The 20396-nt window shown below is 67.6% G+C and carries 18 protein-coding genes; 12 read left to right on the top strand and 6 right to left on the bottom strand.

The features are described 5' to 3' along the window. Nucleotides 1-296: 296 nt before the first annotated feature. The gene (locus CA237_RS14675) at nucleotides 297-1091 is read left to right on the top strand and encodes an exodeoxyribonuclease III (protein WP_066692737.1); all 795 of its coding nucleotides are present in this window, start codon (nucleotides 297-299) and stop codon (nucleotides 1089-1091) included. Further along, nucleotides 1085-2149, top strand: coding sequence for a GTP cyclohydrolase II (gene ribA, locus CA237_RS14670; RefSeq protein WP_066692850.1), 1065 nt, complete (start codon nucleotides 1085-1087; stop codon nucleotides 2147-2149). Before CA237_RS14675 ends, ribA begins: the two co-directional genes overlap by 7 nt. A 34-nt stretch (nucleotides 2150-2183) precedes the next feature. Here ribA and CA237_RS14665 read toward each other — a convergent pair whose 3' ends face one another. From CA237_RS14665 to CA237_RS14655, 3 genes are read right to left on the bottom strand one after another with little or no spacing between them, the layout of a single operon-like run. Continuing rightward, on the bottom strand, nucleotides 2184-2615 hold the full coding sequence (locus CA237_RS14665) for a c-type cytochrome (RefSeq protein WP_066692736.1): 432 nt from the start codon (nucleotides 2613-2615) through the stop codon (nucleotides 2184-2186). After that, nucleotides 2615-3544, bottom strand: a complete 930-nt coding sequence (locus CA237_RS14660) for a PEP-CTERM sorting domain-containing protein (protein WP_241215500.1) — start codon at nucleotides 3542-3544, stop codon at nucleotides 2615-2617. Before CA237_RS14660 ends, CA237_RS14665 begins: the two co-directional genes overlap by 1 nt. After that, complete coding sequence (locus tag CA237_RS14655; protein ID WP_066692733.1) at nucleotides 3513-4169, bottom strand: GntR family transcriptional regulator; 657 nt, start codon at nucleotides 4167-4169, stop codon at nucleotides 3513-3515. Before CA237_RS14655 ends, CA237_RS14660 begins: the two co-directional genes overlap by 32 nt. Before the next feature lie 209 nt (nucleotides 4170-4378). Between CA237_RS14655 and CA237_RS14650 the strand changes: the two genes are divergently transcribed. After that, nucleotides 4379-5065: an extensin family protein gene (locus CA237_RS14650; RefSeq protein ID WP_066692846.1), complete on the top strand. Its 687-nt coding sequence runs from the start codon at nucleotides 4379-4381 to the stop codon at nucleotides 5063-5065. 49 nt (nucleotides 5066-5114) lie between these two features. Next, on the top strand, nucleotides 5115-5978 hold the full coding sequence (locus tag CA237_RS14645) for a TIGR00730 family Rossman fold protein (protein WP_066692729.1): 864 nt from the start codon (nucleotides 5115-5117) through the stop codon (nucleotides 5976-5978). A gap of 136 nt (nucleotides 5979-6114) precedes the next feature. Here the strand turns inward: CA237_RS14645 and CA237_RS14640 are convergent, their stop codons facing one another. Continuing rightward, nucleotides 6115-7683: a lysine--tRNA ligase gene (locus CA237_RS14640; RefSeq protein ID WP_066692726.1), complete on the bottom strand. Its 1569-nt coding sequence runs from the start codon at nucleotides 7681-7683 to the stop codon at nucleotides 6115-6117. Nucleotides 7684-7764: 81 nt separating this feature from the next. Here CA237_RS14640 and CA237_RS14635 point away from each other — a divergent pair, with 81 nt between their 5' ends. From CA237_RS14635 to CA237_RS14610, 6 genes are all read left to right on the top strand, one after another. Next, nucleotides 7765-8658, top strand: a complete 894-nt coding sequence (locus tag CA237_RS14635; protein ID WP_066692725.1) for a bestrophin family ion channel — start codon at nucleotides 7765-7767, stop codon at nucleotides 8656-8658. Between the two features lie 50 nt (nucleotides 8659-8708). Then, nucleotides 8709-9029, top strand: a complete 321-nt coding sequence (locus tag CA237_RS14630) for a hypothetical protein (RefSeq protein WP_066692724.1) — start codon at nucleotides 8709-8711, stop codon at nucleotides 9027-9029. 183 nt (nucleotides 9030-9212) lie between these two features. Then, nucleotides 9213-11915: an ATP-dependent DNA helicase gene (locus tag CA237_RS14625; RefSeq protein WP_126014473.1), complete on the top strand. Its 2703-nt coding sequence runs from the start codon at nucleotides 9213-9215 to the stop codon at nucleotides 11913-11915. After that, complete coding sequence (locus CA237_RS14620) at nucleotides 11912-12445, top strand: histidine phosphatase family protein (protein ID WP_066692716.1); 534 nt, start codon at nucleotides 11912-11914, stop codon at nucleotides 12443-12445. The genes CA237_RS14625 and CA237_RS14620 overlap by 4 nt, the downstream gene beginning before the upstream one ends. A gap of 68 nt (nucleotides 12446-12513) precedes the next feature. Further along, nucleotides 12514-13086 carry a sigma-70 family RNA polymerase sigma factor gene (locus tag CA237_RS14615; protein WP_232308029.1) on the top strand — a complete coding sequence of 191 codons (573 nt, stop codon included), beginning with the start codon at nucleotides 12514-12516 and terminating at the stop codon, nucleotides 13084-13086. Beyond that, nucleotides 13076-13747, top strand: coding sequence for an anti-sigma factor (locus CA237_RS14610; protein WP_066692714.1), 672 nt, complete (start codon nucleotides 13076-13078; stop codon nucleotides 13745-13747). The genes CA237_RS14615 and CA237_RS14610 overlap by 11 nt, the downstream gene beginning before the upstream one ends. Nucleotides 13748-13750: 3 nt before the next feature. On the opposite strand, the gene CA237_RS14605 is transcribed toward CA237_RS14610, so the two are convergent. Continuing rightward, nucleotides 13751-14980, bottom strand: a complete 1230-nt coding sequence (locus CA237_RS14605; protein WP_066692711.1) for an N-acetylmuramoyl-L-alanine amidase — start codon at nucleotides 14978-14980, stop codon at nucleotides 13751-13753. 526 nt (nucleotides 14981-15506) lie between these two features. Between CA237_RS14605 and CA237_RS14600 the strand changes: the two genes are divergently transcribed. Then, nucleotides 15507-18194 (top strand): ribonuclease E/G, encoded by a 2688-nt coding sequence (locus tag CA237_RS14600; protein ID WP_066692844.1) that lies wholly within the window; start codon nucleotides 15507-15509, stop codon nucleotides 18192-18194. 56 nt (nucleotides 18195-18250) lie between these two features. Here CA237_RS14600 and CA237_RS14595 read toward each other — a convergent pair whose 3' ends face one another. Further along, on the bottom strand, nucleotides 18251-19615 hold the full coding sequence (locus CA237_RS14595) for a PAS domain-containing protein (RefSeq protein WP_232308027.1): 1365 nt from the start codon (nucleotides 19613-19615) through the stop codon (nucleotides 18251-18253). Nucleotides 19616-19893: 278 nt separating this feature from the next. On the opposite strand from CA237_RS14595, the gene CA237_RS14590 reads away from it, so the two are divergent. Further along, complete coding sequence (locus CA237_RS14590; RefSeq protein ID WP_066692705.1) at nucleotides 19894-20391, top strand: MucR family transcriptional regulator; 498 nt, start codon at nucleotides 19894-19896, stop codon at nucleotides 20389-20391. The last annotated feature ends 5 nt before the right edge of the window (nucleotides 20392-20396 follow it).

Here is a 20396-nt window from a genome sequence, read left to right as displayed (position 1 = left end):
GTGGGGGAGTGGGGGAGTGGGCCGGTACCGCACCATGGTTCAAAGCCAGCCAATACGGCCAAATTCCAAAAAATACGCATGACGTTCATCTTGGCGACAGGTTTCTGACCCTATGAACGTTTCTGCGGCGTTGGGGCGCGTCCGGGATTTTCCCCCCTGTTGCCCGGGTCTCCAACGCCCGCCTGCGTGACCAACGCTAGGTCGGCCCTCGCTCCATGCCCCCGGAGCGGGGGCCTTTCCTTTTGCGCCGTCCGCCATCTGGCGCGAGCGCATTTGCGGCGATACAGGCGGTGGCCATGGACACGCTTTCGGTCGCTTCGTGGAACATCAATTCCGTCCGCTTCCGCATGGACATTGTCGAAAAATTCCTGCGCGAGGCGCAGCCCGACGTGCTGTGCCTGCAGGAGACGAAGGTGGTGAACCAGGATTTCCCGCACGATCCGCTGCGGCGGCTGGGCTATACCCATATCGCGATCAACGGGCAGCGGATGCACCACGGGGTCGCCGTCGTGTCGAAGGTGCCGCTGGCCGAGGATGACCGGCTCGACTGGCAGGCCAATGGCGAGGCGCGGCATATCGGCGTGCGGCTGGCCAATGGGCTCAGGATCGAGAATGTCTACATCCCGGCGGGCGGCGACGTGCCCGACCGCGAGGTGAATCCGAAGTTCGGGCAGAAGCTGGACTTCATCGAACGCATGACGACGTGGTCGGCGGGGCTGGCGGGCATCCCGACGCTGCTGGTCGGCGACTTCAACATCGCGCCACTGGAAAGCGACGTGTGGAGCCACAAGCAGCTGCTCGACGTCGTCAGCCATACCCCGATCGAGGTCGAGGCGCTGGGCCGGTTGCAGGCGGCGAACGACTGGGTCGATCTGGGGCGGCAGTTCATTCCGGCGCCCGAGCGGCTGTTCACCTGGTGGAGCTACCGCGCGAAGGACTGGGCGGCGTCGGATCGCGGGCGGCGACTCGACCATATGTGGGCCAGCCGCGACGTGGCGGCCAAGGCGACGGCGCACCGCGTCCACGAGGATTGCCGCAACTGGCTGAAGCCCAGCGACCATATCCCGATCGTCACCGAGTTCGCATTTTGAGCGAAACCCGCGACGTTGCCCGCGCGATCGATGCGCTTCGCCGCGGCTGGGCGATCGCGATCGCGGCGCCCGGCGAGACGGCGCTGACGCTGTTGCCGATCGAGACGGCGGACGCCGAACGGCTGGCGCGGTTCGACCCCGTTGGTCAGGCGCATATCCTGTTGTCGTTCGGGCGGGCGGAAACGCTGCGCATCGTCAACCAGCGCGCGGCGGCCGAGCCAGACCAGCCGGTGTCGATCCGGCGCGAGGCATGGACCGATTTCGCCGCCGCGACCGCGCTGGCCGATCCGCAGCTCGATCTCGCCACGCCGATGAAGGGGCCGTTTCGCGGGATCGACTCGCCCGCCCCGCTTGCCGCCGCCGCCGCGCTGCGGCTGGCGCGAGTCGCGGGGCTGCTGCCGGCCTTCTTTGCGGGTGGTACGGGCGCCGAGGTGACGATCACTCCGGCGGCGATCGACGCGCATGAGGATGCGAACCGGTTGGCCATCGTCGCGCGGGCGAAGCTGCCGGTGGCAGGTGCCGAGCAGAGCGAGATCGTCGCCTTCCGCACGCCCGATGCGGCGGGCGAGCATGTCGCACTGGTCATCGGCCAGCCCGACGGGCGCCCGCCGCTCGTCCGGCTGCACAGCGAATGCCTGACCGGCGATGTGCTGGGCAGCCTGAAATGCGATTGCGGGCCGCAGCTGCACGCCGCGATCCACGCCATATCGCACGCGAACTGGGGCATCCTGCTGTATCTGCGGCAGGAAGGGCGCGGAATCGGACTGGTCAACAAACTGCGCGCCTATGCGTTGCAGGACCAGGGATTCGACACGGTCGACGCCAATACCCGGCTGGGCTTCGCGATCGACGCGCGCGATTTCGGGGTGGCGGGGCGGATGCTGTCGTTACTGGGCCAGCGGCAGATTCGCCTGCTGACCAACAACCCGGCCAAGGTCGCCGGGCTGGAGGCGACCGGCATCACCGTGGTCGAACGGGTTGCACACCATCTCCCCCCCAACCCCCACAACGAACGCTATCTGGCAACCAAGCGCGACCGGACCGGGCATCAGTTGTAACTACCTGATCCCCCGTCTGGCAGCGAGCGAGTAGCTACCGGCTCTCCGACTGCAGATAGGCGATCAGATCGGCGCGCTCCATCGGGTCGCGCACGCCGGCAAAGGCCATGCGCGTGCCCGGCACCACCCCCGCCGGTGCGGCGAGCCATGCGTCCATCCGCGCCGCATTCCAGCGTCCGCCATGGTCGATCAGCGCCTGGGTATAGCCGAAGCGCGGGTTGCTCGCGACGGCGCGGCCCATCATGGCGTGGAGGTTGGGACCGGCGAGCGACTGCCCGCCTGCGCCGATGGTATGGCATGCCGCGCACTGTCCGAACGCGCGGCGGCCGGCATCGACATTAGCGACCCGCAGCAGCGCGGCCAGATCGGGGTTCGGTCCGACGCTGCGCAACCGTCCGGCCCGGTCGGCATCGCCGCCGCCGCAGCCGGCCAGCAGCAGCAACGCAACCATCGCCAGCCGTCGCATCAGCGGTTCCGGCGGAGCGTTTCCCACGCAATCCGCTGCAACGCGACCGCCTGGTTCCCGGTCAGGCCGAGATCGGCGGCCGAGCGTTCCTTCGCACCCAGGCGGCGGACGTCATAGCCGGTGACGCGACCGAAGACGGCCAACGCCTCCAGATAATAGCCGGCGGTGCTGCCATGATAATGATCGTCGGCCCACAGCCCGAGCTTGCCGGGATCGATCCCGTCATAGGGGTTGGCGTCCGCCACCCCGGTTGCGATCGCGCGGTTCCACGCCAATCCCACGGGGATCGTGCCCGAGATTCCCGGGGTCGTCCGCGCGACTCGGCGATTGGCGGCGGCCAGGTCCTGCGCCATGGTCGCGATCGGCTTGCCCGACCAGCGGCTGCCGGAACGATAGGTCAGGTCGGCGCGCGACCAGGTTTCGACCAGCTTCACCTGCGCCCTGGGATTGCGCGCGCGGACCAGCGCCGCCAGCTGGCCGGCGGCAATGCCATGCCGCGTCGCATCGCCCGGCTTTTCCGCGTCGAGCGTCGAATAGCCCTGCAGGATCACCACGTCCCAGCGCCGGTCGATCGCCGCGCGCTTGTTGGCGTAATGGAACGCCAGATCCTTGCCCGGCGAGGTTTCGAGCGACACCGTCCAGTCGAGCCCGGCCTGTTCGGCGAAGCTGCGAAACAGCGCGGGCACGCCACCAATCCCGTCGCGGTTCAGGTCGGTTACGCTGGCGGGGCGGTAGTGTTCAACCGGCGAGCCTGCGCCGAAGGTAAAACTGTTGCCGATGAACAGGATGTCGCGGGCGGCAGCGGGCGCGGCGACGAGCAGGAGGGCGACGACGCCGGAGAGAAAGCGAACCATCGCGGCGCTATAGCCGATCGCCACGGGGCGGCCCACCCCGGCGTCAGGCGGCGGCCGCCGCCGCGAATTCGCCACGCAGATCCTCGATCGTGTCGTTCAGATGCCGGGTGAGCATCGCCTGCACCGTGTCGGCATCGCGCGCCAGCCACGCCTCCAGCAAGGCGCGATGTTCCTCCTGCGCGCGGTCGCCGCGGCCGGCGGGACGGAGGTGCGCCACGACATAGCGTTCGGCGAGCACCGACAGCCGCTGCACCAGCTCGATCGTCAGGTCGCGCCCGGCGGCGGCCACCAGCGCGGCGTGGAAGGCGCGGTTGCGCGCCGCCGCGTCGAGCAGGTCGGCGTCGCTGCCATCCTTCAGCCGGTCGAACGCCTCGACCGCTGCCGCGCGGTGGCGATCATCGGCATGGCGCGCGGCATAGGCGGCGGCGCTCGGTTCCACCGCGATGCGCAGTTCGTAGATTTCCTCGGCCTGCAACGCCGACATCGGCCGCACGGTATAGCCGCGATTGGCCTGTCCGGCGACGAGGCCTTCCTGTTCGAGGCGGGCGAGTGCCTCGCGAAGGGGAATCTTGCTGACGCCCAGTTCGCTGGCTAGCGCATCCTGCCGGATCGGCACGGTTTCGGGCAGCGCGCCGCTGACGATACGTTCCCGCACGATTTCGAACACGCGATCGGACAGGGTTCGAACGAGAATGGTCACGCTGCATTCCTTTGCGAAGCGGTCCGTTGCCGGCGCGCGGGGTGAGGTCGCCCGTCACCGGGTCATCCGAAAGTAGTACATATTCAAAAACTACTAGTGCAGGCAATCCCTTGTGACAGCGGTTACCCCAACCGGATCGATGGCATCGATTGCACGGACCGGCGCAGGGCGCTTGTCGCGTGGCGGGCGTCGTGAAACGATATCGGCCGATGGTTGCGTTCCACCGGTCGATTCCGCTTGCCCTGTTGCTGTTGTCCGCCTGTGTCGGTGGCGAACGCCGCGACGCCCCGCCCCCGCCCCGTCCCATTGCGCAGCGCCCGTCGGGTCCGGTGACGCTGCCGGGCGCGACGCCGCGCGATACGCAGCAATGCTTCGCCGACCTGTCGCGGGCCGAGGTGCGGTTCAGCCCGCTGCCCGATCGCGACTATGGATCGGGCTGCGTCGTGCTGGGCGCGGTGCAGCTGCTCGATATCGGCACACCGGTTTCGGGGTTGAAGGCGATACGCTGTCCGGTGGCGCGCGCGTTGGTCGGCTGGGTCCGGCACGGCGTCCGGCCCGCCGCACGGCAGATCCTGGGCAGCGAGGTGGTCCGGATCGACAGCTATGGCACCTATGCCTGTCGCGGGATCATCGGCGGCAGCGCAGGCTCCGCCGGGCGGGTGTCGGAACATGGCCTGGCAAATGCCGTCGATATCGGCAGCTTCACCCTGGCCGACGGACGGCGAATCGTGCTGGAGCGCGACTGGAACAGCACCGACCCGCAGGTGCGCGAGTTCCTGCGCATCGTGCACCGATCGGCCTGCAAACGGTTCGTCACCACGCTCGGCCCCGACTATAACGCCGCGCACCGCAACCACTTCCATCTCGACATGGGCGGGCGGCCGCTGTGCCGATGATGCAAGGCGCTTGCCGCTGTTCGCAGGCGTGCTTACAACTTCGCCACCTATGACCGATACAAAAGTACCGTCCCGCGTGTTCCGCGGGGCCAAGCAGGAAGCCGAAGCGGCCCGCGCGCAGCTGTCGACCCCCCAGACCGAACATCCCGCCTATCGACTGGCGTTCCAGGACATGGAGTTCCTGTTGCGCGAGGATTTGCGGCCGGTGCGGTTCCAGCTCGAGCTGCTCAAGCCCTCGCTGCTGCTCGACGAGGCGAACATCGCCTCGACCTTCGTCATCTACGGTTCGGCGCGCATTCCTGAGCCGGAAAAGGCCGAAGTGCTGCTCGACCTGGCGCAGGACGACAAAGCGCGCGCCATCGCCGAGCGGATCGTCGCCAAGTCGCATTATTACGACGTGGCGCGCGAGCTTGCCTTCCACGCCAGCCAGTTTCCCGACGATCTGAACGGCAAGCGCCACTTCGTCGTGTGTTCGGGCGGCGGCCCGTCGATCATGGAAGCGGCCAATCGCGGCGCGAACGAGGCCGGGGCCGAATCGATCGGGTTGAACATCGTCCTGCCGCATGAGCAGGCGCCGAACCCGTACGTCACCCCGGCGCTGTCGATGCAGTTCCATTATTTCGCGCTGCGCAAGATGCACTTCCTGCTGCGCGCCCGCGCGGTGGCGGTGTTCCCGGGCGGATTCGGCACGTTCGACGAGAGTTTCGAGCTGCTGACCCTCATCCAGACCGGCAAGATCGAGCCGATCCCGGTGCTGTTCTATGGCCGCGAATTCTGGGACCGGGTCGTCAACTGGGACGCGCTGGTCGAGGAAGGCGTAATTTCGGAACGCGATCTCGACCTGATCACCTTCGTCGAGACGGCGGAGGAAGGCTGGAACGTCGTCAAGAAGTTCTACGAGGATCGGAAGTAGGGCGCATCCTCTCGCTCTATAGCGTACCCCCGCGCAGGCGGGGGTCCAGGGCGGCACACGCAACCCGTTGTTTTGCTTGACCCTAGACCCCCGCCTGCGCGGGGGTACGGTTTGAGGGTGACGTCAATTGCAGCGGTCAGCGCGCCAGCGCCTCGGCGATCAGCTTGCGGGTGTTGTCGATGCCGTAGAGCGCGATGAAGCTGCCCATGCGCGGGCCCTGGGCCGTGCCGAGCAGCGTTTCGTAGCAGGCCTTGAACCAGTCCCTGAGCGACTCGAACCCGGCGGTCTTGCCGATCTCGTACACCGCGTTTTGGATATCCTCCGCACTCGCATCGGCGGGCATCGCCGCCAGATCGGCGTCGAGTCGTTCGAGCGCGGCGCGTTCGACCTCGGTCGGGGCGCGGCGTTCGGGCTTGTCGGCCACGTCGCGGACATAGGCCAGCGCATGGTCGATCAGCGCGTCGAGCGCCGGATAGCGCTCGGCGCTGGCATCTTTGACATAGTTGGCGAGATAGCCCCACACCTGCGGCTTGGTCGCCTCCCCCATCACGCCGACGAGGTTGAGCAGCAGGCCGAAGGTGACCGGCAACGTCTCCGCCGGCGGCGGGCCGCCATGGATGTGATGGACCGGGTTGCCCAGCTTCTGTTCGATCGGCTGCGCATCGTAATTGGCGCGGAACTGCCAATATTCGTCGATCGCGCGCGGGATCACGCCCAGATGGAGCTGCTTGGCCTTTTTCGGTTCGCGATAGGCGTAGAAGGCGACGCTTTCCGGCGGGCCATAGGTCAGCCATTGTTCGAGGCTGAGGCCGTTGCCCTTCGACTTCGAAATCTTCTGCCCATGTTCGTCGAGGAACATTTCGTAGTTGAAGCCCTCGGGCGGGCGGGCGCCCAGCACGCGGGCGATCTTCGACGACTGGGTGACCGAATCGATCAGGTCCTTGCCGGCCATCTCGTAATCGACGCCCAAGGCGACCCAGCGCATCGCCCAGTCGACCTTCCATTGCAGCTTCGCGCCGCCCGACAGGATCGATTGTTCGACGCGGGTGTCGCCGTCCATGAACGCGACCATGCCGGTATCGGCGTCCAGCACCTCGACCGGCACCTGCAGCACGATGCCGCTGGTCGGCGAGATCGGCAGCACCGGCGAATAGGTCGCACGGCGTTCGGCGCCCAGCGTCGGCAGCATGATGTCAAGGATCGCCTGCATGTTGCGCAGCACGTCCTTCAGCGCCTCGTCGAACTTCCCGCCGCGATAATAATCGGTCGACGACGCGAACTCGTACTCGAAGCCGTACTGGTCGAGGAATGCGCGCAGCCGGGCGTTGTTGTGCGCGGCGAAACTCGAATGCGTCCCGAACGGATCGGGAATCTCGCTCAACGGCTTGCCGAGATGGCCGCGCAGCATGTCGCCGTTCGGCACATTGTCCGGCACCTTGCGCAGGCCGTCCATGTCGTCCGAGAACGCGATCAGCCGGGTCGGCTGGTCCGACAGTTCCTCGAACGCGCGGCGGACCATCGTCGTGCGCAGCACTTCGTTGAACGTGCCGATATGCGGCAGGCCCGACGGGCCATAGCCGGTTTCGAACAGGATCGGCGCACCGCCCGGCTTTCCGTCCGGATAGCGCTTCAACAGCTTGCGCGCCTCTTCATAGGGCCAAGCCTTTGAAACCATTGCTGCGTTGCGAAGTTCTGCGTCGATCATCCGGTCCAGATACGCGGTAAGTGGAATAATTTCCACCTGTTGCGACGCAACCTTGGCCCGTGTCGGGCGTAGCGTCCGACGATGATCGTATCCGACGCCCCCCGCCTGTCCCGCATCGTCGCCGAAGTCTGGAAGCCGGCGCTCGCCCTGTTCATCTGGGACGTGATCGTCACCGTCGTCTATTTCGTGCTGCCGTTCAAAGCGCCGTCGTTGCCGTTGACCATCTTCGGTTCGGCCCTGGCGCTGTTCCTCGGCTTTCGGGTCAATTCGGCCTATGCGCGCTGGTGGGAAGGGCGCTCGCTCTGGGGGCTGATGATCAACGCATCGCGCAACCTGGCGCGTGGCGCGATCGCCTTCATCGGTCCGGAGGATGAAGGGCCGAAGCGCGACCTGAAACGGTCGATCGCGCTGCGCCATATCGCCTATGTGAATGCGCTGCGCTGCCAGTTGCGGCGGCTGGATTCGAAGGACGACGTCCACCGCTTCCTGTCGCGCGAAGAGGCGGGTGAGCCGCTCGGCCGGACCAATGTCGCCAACGGGCTGCTCGACGGCACCGGCGCCCGCATCGGCGAGGCGCAGCGGCGCGGCTGGATCGACAGCATCCAGCAGACCAGCCTCGAAAGCGTGCTGATCGATATCGCCAATGCGCAGGGCGGGATGGAGCGGATCAAGAACACGCCGCTGCCGGTGCAATATCGCTTCCTGCCGTCGCTGTTCACGCGGCTGTTCTGCATCGTCCTGCCGATCGGGCTGGTCGAGACGCTGGGCATTGCGACGCCGCTCGGCTCGGGTCTTGCCGGGCTGATGTTCCTGGCGGTGTTGCAGATCGGCGAGGATCTGGCCGATCCGTTCGCCAATACGGTGCACGACCTGCCGCTGACCGCGATGTGCCGGACGATCGAGATCGACCTGTTGCAGGCGATCGGCGATTCGGCGCCCGAACCGCTGAAACCCGAAAAGGGCGTGCTGTGGTAAGGGAACGGGCAAGCGGCTGAAACGATTGAGCCGTCCAGAGAGGATAGCCGATGGCCGACGAGCACAAACCGACGAAGAAGATGGCGGCGAACGCCGAAAAGGGCCTGAAGCTGCGCGACAAGTTCGATCGCGGCGGGACCGAGGTCGGCGTAAAGCGGGCGAAGCAGATCGCCGATGGCGGGCCGATGTCGGACGCCGACGTCAAATCGATGCACAGCTATTTCGCGCGGCACAAGGTCGACAAGGATACGAAGGCGCATAGCTGGGGCGACGACAACGATCCGTCGGCAGGGTATATTGCTTGGCTGTTGTGGGGCGGTGACGAGGGTCGCGACTGGGCGGAGCGGCAGCGGGAGAAGATCGGCGACTAAGCTCCTCCCCATTCATGGGGAGGGGGACCATCCGAAGGATGGTGGAGGGGGCGGGCGGCGCAACGTTACCCTTCCGTATGTGGACCGACCCCTCCACCTGCTTCGCTGGTCCCCCTCCCCGTGCCGGGGAGGATTTGGCGCGTTCCGCTTCCGTTCTGGCGCGTAGATCGGTAAGGCGGTTCCATGCTCCCCTATCCCGCCCTGCACGCCAGCCATTCGGGCGTCTGGATCGCGACCCGCGACGGCACGCGCGAGGTCAGCCGGGGGGAGGCGATCGCGCTGGTCGCGGATACGCCGACGATCGTGCTCAACGCGCCGCTGATCGGGCAACGGCTGGGCTATGCCGAGCTGTCCGGGCTCGACCTATTGGAGCTGTTTGCCTTCGTCCATCCCGCGCGCTTCGCGGTGCCGACGCCCAAGGGGATCGCGCAGGCGCTCGACCTGCCGCTGCCGGCGGACGAAGCGGGCATCGCCGACCTGTTGCGGCGGGCGGCGGCGGCGCTGATCGCGACCGCGTCTGCGCCCTGGGCCGAACAGGAAGGCGCGTGGACCGCCGCGCGGTCGCTGTTCCGGCTGCGCTGGCCCTGGGCACCGGCGCTGGGGCAGGTGCTGCCCAAGCCGGATACCGCCGAACGCTGGCTGTTCAGCAAATTGCCTGAATGGGAGGAGGCGCCGCCGCGTGCCCATCCGCGCACGGTGACGCTGGCACCCGATGCGGTTGCCGAGCGGCTGGCGAGCCTGACCGGGAGTGCGGCGGAGGCACGGCCGGGACAGCGCGCCTTTGCCGCTGCCGCTGCCGTTGCCTTTGCCCCGCGCGTGGCGCGCGACACGCCCAATCTGGTGCTGGCGGAGGCCGGGACCGGCATCGGCAAGACCTTGGGCTATCTCGCCCCCGCGTCGCTCTGGTCCGAGACCGCCGATGGCGCGGTGTGGGTATCGACCTTTACCAAGGCGTTGCAACGCCAGCTGGCGCAGGAAAGCACCCGTGTCTTTCCCGATCCCGCCGTGCGCCGCGCGAAGGTGGTGACGCGCAAGGGGCGCGAGAATTATCTGTGCCTGCTGAACCTCGAGGACGCGCTGCAGGGCGGGTTTCAGGGGCGGGCGGCGGTGCTGGCGCAACTGGTCGCGCGCTGGGCGGCATACAGCGCCGATGGCGACATGGTCGGCGGCGACCTGCCCGGCTGGCTGCCGACGCTGTTCCGGCGCAACGGGTCGACCGCGCTGACCGACCGGCGGGGCGAGTGCATCTATGCCGGCTGCCCGCATTACCGCAAATGCTTCATCGAACGCGCGGCGCGGGCATCGGCGCAGGCGGATATCGTCATCGCCAACCATGCGCTGGTGATGGTCAACGCCGCGCGGGGACGCGAAACCGGCACGCGGCCGACACGCTATGTCTTCGACGAGGGCCATCACCTGTTCGAGGCGGCCGACGCGATGTTCTCCGCCGCGCTGACGGGCATGGAGGCGATCGAGATCCGCCGCTGGGTGCTGGGGCCGGAAGGCGGCGGGCGCGGGCGGCGGCGGGGACTGGCGGCGCGGCTGTCCGATGTCGCGAGCTATGACGCAGCGGGCGGCGAGGCGGTTGTGGCGGCGGTCGATGCCGCGCGACTGCTGCCGGCCGAGGGGTGGCTGTCGCGGATTCAGGAAGGCAATCCGTTCGGGCCGGTCGAGGAACTGCTCGCCTGCGTCCGCGGTGCGGTCTTCGCCCGCGCGAAGGATGGCGAGGCGGGCTATGGGCTGGAGACCGAACTCAGCGAACCGCCGCCCGAGCTGGTCGATGCCGCCGGCCCGGCCGCGCAGGCGCTGGACGCGCTGCTGCGGCCCCTCATAGCGCTCGGCAAGCGGCTGGAGGCGGTGCTGACCGAAGGGCCGGACTGGATGGACGGGCCGGCGCGGGCGCGGATCGAGGGGGCGATCGCTTCGCTTGGCTGGCGGGCGGAGACGGTCGCCGCATGGGGTCGGCTGCTCGCGCGGATCGGCGGGCCGGTCGATCCCGATTTCGTCGACTGGATGACGGTCGACCGGGTCGAGGGCCGCGAATATGACATGGGCCTGCATCGCCATTGGCTCGACCCCAGCCGCCCCTTCGCCGAAACAGTGCTGAAGCCCGCGCATGGCGTGCTGGTTACCTCCGCTACCTTACGCGCCGGCGGCGACTGGGACGTGGCAGATGCGCGCGTCGGCGCGCCGCACCTGCTGCGCCAGCCGAGCCATTTCGAGGCGGTCAGCCCGTTCGCCTACGCGCGACAGGCCGAGGTGCTGATCGTCACCGATGTGAAGCGCGGCGACCTGCCCGCGCTCGCCAATGCCTATGGCCGACTGATCGTTGCGGCCGGCGGCGGCACGCTGGGACTGTTCACCGCGATCCGACGGCTGCGCGGCGTGCATGCGCGGATTGCCGACCGGTTGGCGCGTGACGGGCTGCCGCTCTATGCCCAGCATTTCGATCCGATCGATACCGGCACGCTGGTCGATATCTTTCGCGACGATCCGCGCGCCTCGCTGATCGGCACCGATGCGCTGCGCGACGGGGTCGATGTGCCCGGCCATTCGCTGAGGATGGTGGTGATGGAGGGGGTGCCATGGGTGAAGCCCGGCGTGCTCCACGCCGCGCGCCGGCTGGCGGGGGGCGGCAGCGCCTATGACGACCGGATGGTCCGCGCGCGCCTCGCCCAGGCGTTCGGGCGGCTGATCCGCCGCGCCGACGATCGCGGGCTGTTCGTGCTGCTGTCGGCCGCCATGCCATCGCGGTTGCTCGGCGCGTTTCCCAAAGGAACACCGGTCATCCGCTGCACGCTGGACGAGGCGGTCGCGCGCGCTCTTTCCTTGGGAGCCGAAGTCGGGCATGGGGCGCAGGCCCTGCCGATGGAGCCGCCGCTATGAAGACGCTGACGCTGCTGCGCCATGCCAAGTCGGGCTGGGACGATCCGGCGCTCAGCGATTACGAACGGCCCCTCAATGCCAAGGGTGCACGCGCCGCGACCGCGATGGGTGCCCATGCGCGACAGGCCGGGCTGACCTTCGACACGGTGGTTGCCAGTTCGGCGAAGCGGGTGGTCGAGACGCTCGACCATTTCCGGCGTGGGTTTGGCGCGATGCCTGAGGCCCGCCACGATCGCACGCTCTACCTCGCCTCGGCCGGCACGATGCTCGACGTCATCCGCGCGTTGCCCGCCGATGCGGAGCGCGCGCTGCTGGTCGGGCATAATCCGGGGCTGGAAGACCTCGTCCTGCTGCTGTCGGCGGATAGCAATCCGTTGCGCGGGGCGGTGGAAGAGAAATTCCCGACCGCCAGCGTCGCGGTGCTCGAGCTGGACGGCGACTGGGCCGGAGCATGCGACGGGTGCGGGCACCTGACGAGCTTCGTGCGCCCGCGCGATCTCGATCCGTCGCTGGGGCCGAATCACGATTAGGCGATGAAAGCGATCGGTACGGTTCACGTTCGTTGCGTGGCACCGGTCACCGCGCTACGCCCTTGGACGTGAAGGATCGTCCGGCCGACCCGTATCAAGCGCGCGTCGCGATTTGCGAATTGCTGCACCGCGTCGGTACGGCGGACCGTGCAGCTTTGGGGCAGCTGTACGAACTCACCGCATCGTCGCTGTTCGGCATCTGCTTACGAATCTGCCAGGAACGCAGTGCGGCCGAAGACGTCCTGCACGAGGTTTTCCAGCTGATCTGGAACCGGGCGGGCACCTTCGTGCCGACCGCGGCGCATCCGATGTCGTGGTTGGGAACGATCGCCCGCAACCGGTCGATCGACTGGGTGCGCGGGCATGGCAAGCGGCGGATGCGGCCGATCGAAGATGCAGACCAGATTGCCGACGACACGCCCGACCAGCTCGCCGTCCTCGAGCGCACGGAGGAAGCGCAGCGTCTGTACGATTGCCTCGATGCGCTAGAGCCTCGGCAGCGCGATACCCTTCGTACCGCATTTTTCGGCGGATTGACCTACGCCCAGCTGGCCGAGGACAAGGGCGTACCCGAACCGACGGTACGCAGCTGGGCACGTCGTGGCCTGCTCAATTTGCGGGGATGCGTCCGTGACGCCTGAGGATCAAGCGCTTGCCGGCGAACTGGCATTAGGGCTGCTCGATGGAGAGGAACGCGCACAGGCTCTGCGCCGGACGCTGTCCGATCCGGACTTTGCGCGCGAGGTCGAATGGTGGCGCGCGCATTTCGCTACGATGCTCGCCGAGGTTCGGCCGGTTCCCGCGCCGCAGGGACTGATCGACAACATCGGCGCACCGTCATTACCGAAACCGCGCAACCGCCTGCGACTGGTCGTTCCGGCCGCGCTCACCGCTGTCGCCGCAGCCGCCTTGTTGATGATCCTGCGCCCGACCCCAACCGTATTGCCGCCGGTCGACCGATCGCCGGCGGTGACGTTGCTTGCCGCACTGCAATCGTCGGATGGTGCAGGAACGCCGATCAGCGCGATCGTCGATCGTGGAGCGGGGCAGATCCGGGTGGTTGCGACCGGTATCGCACCCGCAGGCAAGGCCGCGCAGCTCTGGGTCATTCGCGATGGCGTGCCCCGTTCGCTCGGGCTGTTGTCGGACACGGGAACGACTCGTCTTGCATTGACAGCGACTGAGCGGGAGGCGTTGCAGGCAGGATTAGTGCTTGCCATCTCGATCGAGCCTCCGGGCGGATCGCCGCAGGCGACACCGACAGGCCCGGTCGTCGCTAGCGGACCGCTGACCGCGATCTGATCCTCAGCGCGCCGCCAGCCGCCGCGCGAAATAGACCTCGACCGCGCGTTCCACGCTTTTGGCGATCGCGCGGCGACCCTCGACCGAATCGAGCCGCTGGGCGTCCGCTTCGTTCGACAGATAGCCGGTTTCGAACAGGATCGAGGGCAGGTCGGGCGCTTTGAGCACCATCAGCGACGCCATGCGGTGATAATTGGGCTTGAGCGGTATGACGCCGGTCGCTTCGCGGCCCAGCAGCCGGGCGAAGCCAGCCGAGGCGTTCATCGTCTCGCGCTGGGTCAGGTCGATCAGGATCGACGAGATATCGGCGCTCTGGCGGCCGAGATCTACGCCGGCGAGGATGTCGGCCTTGTTCTCACGCGCGGCGAGGCGCGCGGCCTCGCGGTCGGAGGCGACTTCGGACAGGGTATAGATGCTGGCGCCGGTCGCCTGCGGGTTATCGGCGCTGTCGCAGTGGATCGAGATGAACAGGCTGGCCCCCAGCCGCCGCGCGATCGCATAGCGTTCCTGCAGCACGAGGAATTCGTCGCGGTCGCGGGTCAGCGCCACGCGTACCCGCCCGCTCGCCAGCAGCACGTCGCGCACGGCGCGCGCGGTCTTCAGCGTCAGGTCCTTTTCCTGCATCCCGCCATGGGGTGAGATGGCACCCGGATCATGCCCGCCATGGCCGGCATCGATCACCACCAGCGGCCGGTCGACATCCCCTTCGATGCGGGGCAGGCGATGGCCGCGACGACGGGCGGGGATCGGGACCGACGCAGTCGCGCGCTGGCGCCGGTCGACGATCATCGCCGCTGAGGACGATGCAGGCACCACGGTCGCCATCGCGATCTGCGGCTGGAACCGCATCCGCCCGGCGGTGGTCGCGCGGGCATAGCGCTGGGGCGCGGCGTTGCTGAGCGTCAGGGTGAGCCGCCGCCCGTCATCCGAAAAGCGCCCGGCGGTGACGATCAGCGGCCGGTCGAGATCGAACACGATCCGGCTGCCGCCCTCGCGCGTTCCCTGACGCACCGCCCGCACGCCGCCGCCCGATTCGCTGCGCCCGCCCGGACGCACGCCGTCTAGGTCGACGACGAGGCGGTCGGGCCCGGCGAGCACGAAGCTGGACGCGGCGGTAGCGGCGGCATCGAGGCGGATGGTGATGCGGTCGTCGGCGACATCGACGGTATCGACCGTCTGTGCGGCGACGGGGACGCCGAACCAGATCGACAGAAAGGCCAGCCATGCGCCCATCGGCGCGCTATGCCGCCCAATCGCATTTCCGGTCCAGCGCAAATCCATGAACGGGGGTCCGCTTCCGACTAATTCCGAAGCATTCTCCTACGCCCCGCCGCTCAACCCACGGTGAACCAGCACGATGAATCGCGCTTTAACCATTTATTCGGATTTGCTTCGTTAGCGTAACGAACGCGCCGATACTGTTGCTGTCGGCGACACCGGGTGCTACGCCCGCAATTACGTCGGTCCCGGACTTGGTTCGGGGAAACCGACGCGACACCCCCAAAGCGTACCCGCTTCAGGGGGTCTAACCAGGTTGATGTTCGCATGTGGCAAGTTCCGTCCCGTACCGCCTGTGCCGCTGTCGCGGCCGGCGTCGGGGCGACAATTGTCCGCCCGGAGCGTTCCGGGCTGCCCATGCCAGCAGACGCATATCCCAGCAATCGCGCGCAGGCACCGGGCATGGCCCCCGCCGCGCGTTTAGGCGCGCCGACTGGCCGAGCCGTCCCGCGCGCCCGGAGACATTATCATGACCACGCGGATGTTGATCGACGCTCGCCACCGGGAGGAAACCCGGGTCGCCGTCGTCAAGGGTAACCGGATCGAGGAATTCGATTTCGAATCGGCCGAGCGCAAGCAGCTCAAGGGCAATATCTATCTGGCCAAGGTGACGCGGGTCGAACCGTCGTTGCAGGCGGCGTTCGTAGATTATGGCGGCAACCGCCACGGCTTCCTCGCTTTCAGCGAAATCCACCCCGACTATTACCAGATTCCTAAGGAAGATCGCGACGCGCTGCTGGCCGAGGAAGCCGCGCATGCCGCCGAGGAAGCGGCGCTGCGCGCGGGCGACCATGACGACGACCTCGATTACGACGATCACGACGAGGATGCCGAAGGCGGCGTCGAAGTCGTCGAGCGCGACGAGGAAGACGACGAGCATCACGACGAAGAGGATGGCGAGGCTCCGGCCCCGCGCAAGCGCAAGAATGGCGGCGACGATGCCGCCGTGGAAGCGCTGCGCCAGCGCCGGCTGAACCTGCGTCGCCGCTACAAGATCCAGGACGTCATTCGCCGGCGGCAGGTGCTGCTGGTGCAGGTCGTCAAGGAAGAGCGCGGCAACAAGGGTGCGGCGCTGACGACCTATCTGTCGCTTGCCGGCCGCTATTGCGTGCTGATGCCCAACACCGCGCATGGCGGCGGCATTTCGCGCAAGATCAGCTCGGCCGCCGACCGCAAGCGGTTGAAGTCGATCATGGCCGAACTGACGCTGCCGGCGTCAATGGGCTGCATCGTCCGCACCGCCGGGCTCCAGCGCTCGCGTCAGGAGATCAAGCGCGACTTCGATTACCTCGCCCGCCTGTGGGACGGGATTCGCGAACAGACGCTGACCTCGTCGGCGCCCGCGCTCGTCTATGGCGACAGCGACCTGATCAAGAGGGCGATCCGCGATATCTACAACAAGGATATCGACGAGGTGATCGTCGAGGGCGAGGACGGCTTCCGCCACGCCAAGGACTATATGCGGTTGCTGATGCCGGCGCATGCCCGCCGGGTGAAGCAATATGCCGATGCCGTGCCGCTGTTCCAGCGTGCGCATGTCGAGGATCAGCTGGCCGCGATGTACAATCCGGTCGTGCAGCTGAAGTCGGGCGGCTATCTGGTCATCAACCCGACCGAGGCTTTGGTGTCGATCGACATCAACTCAGGGAGGTCGACCCGCGAACATAATATCGAACAGACCGCGACCGCGACGAACCTCGAAGCGGCGCAGGAAATCGCCCGCCAGCTGCGCCTGCGCGACATGGCCGGTCTCGTCGTGATCGACTTCATCGACATGGACCACGGATCGAACGTCCGTAAGGTCGAGAAGGCGATGAAGGAGGCGCTGAAGAACGATCGCGCACGCATCCAGGTCGGCCGCATCTCCGCCTTCGGCCTGATGGAAATGAGCCGGCAGCGGCTGCGCACCGGCGTGCTTGAGGCATCGACCCGCCAGTGCCCGCATTGCGAGGGCACCGGGCTGGTCCGCACCGCATCGTCGGCGGGCCTGTCGGCGCTGCGTCTGATCGAGGACGAAGCGGCGCGTGGTCGCGGCTCGCTGATCGTGCTGCGCGCCAGCCAGGAAGCGGCCTTCTATGTCCTGAACAAGAAGCGCGCCGACATCGCCGAGGTCGAGGACCGCTATGGCGTGACCGTCGAGATCGTGCCCGATGCCGAGATCGAGGGCGCACGCATGGCGGTCGAAGCCTCCGGCCCGCCGCCCGCGCATCCGCCGAAGGTCGAGCCGCTGGTCGTCATCGACGACGAGGACGATGCCTATGAGGACATCGAGGACGAGATCGACGACGAGGTCGAGGAGGACGCCGTCGAGGAAGTCGCCCGTACCCCGCGCGGCGACGACGAAGGTGAAGGACGCGGCAAGCGCCGTCGCCGCCGGCGCGGTCGTCGCGGTCGCAATCGGGAGGAAGGCGAAGCCGGCGACGACGCCGACACGGCCGAAGACGCGGACGATGCCGCGGATGAAGCTGGCGACGACGAGGTCGAGGCATCGACCGACACCGCTCCCGAAGCCGAACAGGCCGATGAAGGCACCCGGCGCAAGCGTCGCCGGCGCGGCCGTCGGGGCGGTCGCCGCGGCGAGGGTGCGTTCGACGCGGCCGATGGTGCCGGCGCCGTTGCCGACCTGCCGATCGAGGACGATGCGAGCGAGGACGTCGCCGAAGCCGCGCCCGAGCCGGTCGCCGAACCGGAGGTCGTCGAGGCGGCCCCTGCCCCTGCGCCCAAGCGTACCCGCCGCCGCCCGAGCGCCCGCGCGAAGGTCGGCGACGTGACCGAGGCGGCGCCGGCCGAGCCGGAGGTCGTCGAGGCGGGGGATGCCGCGCCGATCGTCACCCCCGAACCGGTCGAAACGCCGAAGGTCGATGCCGAGCCGGTCGCCGACGCGCCCAAGCCGAAGCGGACCCGCAAGCGCAAGGCGGACGTGGACGCCGAGGTCGAGGCCCCTGCCCCCGCCCCGGCAGAACCGGAAGCGGAAGCGGAAGCCGCGCCCAAGAAGCGCCGTGCGCCGCGTCGCAAGGCGGCCGCTCCGGCAGAAGCGCCGGCCGAGGAAGCCGCGCCCGTCGTGGAAGCGCCGGCAGCGCCTGTCGAAGAGGTCCAGGCCGAGGAGCCTGCCGCTGACGCTTCGGCATCGCCGCGTCGCGGCTGGTGGCAGCGCACCTTCGGCAACTGATCGCCGAACGGGCCACAGGAGGGGGCGGCATCCGAAAGGGTGCCGCCCCTTTGCGTTCAGGCGTCGACCGGAACGGGGCGCTCGCGTACCAGCGCCGACGGGCTGAGCTCGATGCGTACCGCCAGCCCTTCCGGCCGCCAGTCGCGGGCGATCCTGCCGGCGAGCTGCTGTTCGATGCTGAGCGCTGCCAGCCGCGTGCCGAACCCGGTCGCCTCCGGCTCGCCGGCGATCGCCGGACCGTCCGTTTCGCACCAGTCGATGCGCAGCGTGTCGCCGTCCAGCCGGGTGTGAACCGTCACGCGCCCTTCTGGCACCGACAGTCCGCCATATTTGGCGGCGTTGGTCGCCAGTTCGTGAAAGATCAGCGCGATCGGCGTGGCGCCGCGATCGTCGATCGGCACGTCGTCCCCCGCGATCCGCCACTGGTCGGGCGCATAGGGCGTCAGCAACTCGCGCAGGACGTGATGGAGCGTCGCCTCGCCGATCAGCGGGCGCGATATGTCGCTGTGCGGGCGGGCGAGGTCGTGTGCCGCGCCCAGCGCCGCGATCCGGCGGGCAAGGTCGTCGGCAAATTCCCGCACCGCCGGCATACGCCGCGCCGACATCCGCACCAACCCGCTGATGATCGCGAAGATGTTCTTGATCCGGTGGCTGAGTTCACGGCTCAGGATATCGTTCTGTTCGGCGGCACGCTTGGCGGAATCAATATCGGTGCAGGTGCCGATCCAGCGTACGATCATGCCGTCGGCATCGCGCACCGGCTGCGCCCGTCCCAGCACCCATCGATAGGCTCCGCTGCGGTGGCGCAGGCGATATTCGATCTCGTAATCCTCGCCGGTGGTCAGGCTGTGCCGCCACCGCGCCCAGGCGCGATCCTGGTCCTCCGGGTGGAACATGCCGTTCCACCCCTCGCCATCGGTCGAACCCTCCGGCATGCCGGTGAAGCGATACCATTGCGCATTGTAATAGTCGTGATGGCCATCTGGCCGGGTCGCCCACACCATCTGCGGCATGGCGTTGGTCAGCGTATCGAGTTCGGCCCGCGTTGCCGCCCGCGCCGATTCCGCCTGACGCCGCGATTCCTCACCCGATGCGATACCGATCCAGCGGCCGGCACCTTCCGGGCGCACGCAAAATCCGACCGGCACGTCGATATGATCGGCAGCCAGCGGCAGCGACAGGGCAAAGGACGTGCCGGCGGCCACGCCATCCCGCCACGTTCGCCGTACTGCATCGCGCCCTGGCCCGTCGTGACAACAGTCCCAAAGAGTCCGGCCGGTCGTATCGTGAAAATCGGCCTGCCAGCAGCGATTGCCCCATAGCAACCGGCCGTCATCGTCCGCCACCCATGCCAGTATCGGCATCGTGTCGGCAATATCATGCCAAATCGGTGACGATGGATCGATGGTGCCGGCTGTCATGTTCACATCTTTTGTCCAAGGTGGACCGCGCCGTTGCGGGCAAGGTCGCTGCGCCAAGAATATTCGCAAGGCCGCCATCGTACCCTATTGCGGTCGAGAGACATCTCACTCAACGCGCACATTGTCGATTCAGGTCGATGGAGGGTAAACAATTCGTATGCCATCCGCTGAAATCGGCGTTTCGACCGAATAATTCAGTTGAAAATAAGATTATCCGGGTCACAGCCATTGACCTGCCGCCGGGCCCGTAGCATTTCGCCCGCATTGAGGAGATATCCATGACCGACGATAGTTCCGAACTCAACGCGATCGAACTGGCCACCGAACTTACCATCGCCTGGTTGAACAATGGTAACAACCGCGTCGCGGCAGAGGATGTTCCGGCATTCCTGCAGACGATGCACGCGACCGTCCTGGGGCTGGCATCGGGCACGTCGGAGCCGGAAGAATCGGCGCCGCAGCAGGAGCATGTTCCGGCGGTGTCGGTGCGCAAGTCGCTGGCATCGAAGGATCACATCATCTCGATGATCGACGGCAAGCCGTACAAGACGCTGCGCCGTCACCTGGCGGGCCATGGCCTGACCCCGGAAACCTATCGCGAGCGGTACGGCCTGCGCCCCGACTATCCGATGGTCGCCGAAACCTATTCGCAGAGCCGTCGCGACATGGCGAAGCGCATTGGCCTCGGCCGCAAGGCACGCACCGCCAGCGAGGATGGCGAAGCCACGGGTGACGCCGCGCCGCGTCGCGGCCGCAAGCCCAAGGCCGCCGAATAAGTGAT

Source organism: Sphingomonas sp. ABOLH, assembly GCF_003951715.1.
GTDB classification, from domain to species: Bacteria; Pseudomonadota; Alphaproteobacteria; order Sphingomonadales; family Sphingomonadaceae; genus Sphingomonas; species Sphingomonas hankookensis_A.
The sequence above is the reverse complement of the archived record's forward strand: the minus strand, read 5'-3'. Positions and strand labels throughout refer to the sequence as shown.

What these genes read in the sequence shown, in the direction of transcription:
- CA237_RS14675 (WP_066692737.1), top strand. Translation starts at nt 297, where the DNA reads ATGGACACGCTTTCGGTCGCTTCGTGGAACATCAATTCCGTCCGCTTC.
- CA237_RS14665 (WP_066692736.1), bottom strand. Translation starts at nt 2,615, where the DNA reads ATGCGACGGCTGGCGATGGTTGCGTTGCTGCTGCTGGCCGGCTGCGGC.
- CA237_RS14650 (WP_066692846.1), top strand. Translation starts at nt 4,379, where the DNA reads ATGGTTGCGTTCCACCGGTCGATTCCGCTTGCCCTGTTGCTGTTGTCC.
- CA237_RS14645 (WP_066692729.1), top strand. Translation starts at nt 5,115, where the DNA reads ATGACCGATACAAAAGTACCGTCCCGCGTGTTCCGCGGGGCCAAGCAG.
- CA237_RS14640 (WP_066692726.1), bottom strand. Translation starts at nt 7,683, where the DNA reads ATGATCGACGCAGAACTTCGCAACGCAGCAATGGTTTCAAAGGCTTGG.
- CA237_RS14635 (WP_066692725.1), top strand. Translation starts at nt 7,765, where the DNA reads ATGATCGTATCCGACGCCCCCCGCCTGTCCCGCATCGTCGCCGAAGTC.
- CA237_RS14630 (WP_066692724.1), top strand. Translation starts at nt 8,709, where the DNA reads ATGGCCGACGAGCACAAACCGACGAAGAAGATGGCGGCGAACGCCGAA.
- CA237_RS14625 (WP_126014473.1), top strand. Translation starts at nt 9,213, where the DNA reads ATGCTCCCCTATCCCGCCCTGCACGCCAGCCATTCGGGCGTCTGGATC.
- CA237_RS14620 (WP_066692716.1), top strand. Translation starts at nt 11,912, where the DNA reads ATGAAGACGCTGACGCTGCTGCGCCATGCCAAGTCGGGCTGGGACGAT.
- CA237_RS14605 (WP_066692711.1), bottom strand. Translation starts at nt 14,980, where the DNA reads ATGGGCGCATGGCTGGCCTTTCTGTCGATCTGGTTCGGCGTCCCCGTC.
- CA237_RS14600 (WP_066692844.1), top strand. Translation starts at nt 15,507, where the DNA reads ATGTTGATCGACGCTCGCCACCGGGAGGAAACCCGGGTCGCCGTCGTC.
- CA237_RS14595 (WP_232308027.1), bottom strand. Translation starts at nt 19,615, where the DNA reads ATGACAGCCGGCACCATCGATCCATCGTCACCGATTTGGCATGATATT.
- CA237_RS14590 (WP_066692705.1), top strand. Translation starts at nt 19,894, where the DNA reads ATGACCGACGATAGTTCCGAACTCAACGCGATCGAACTGGCCACCGAA.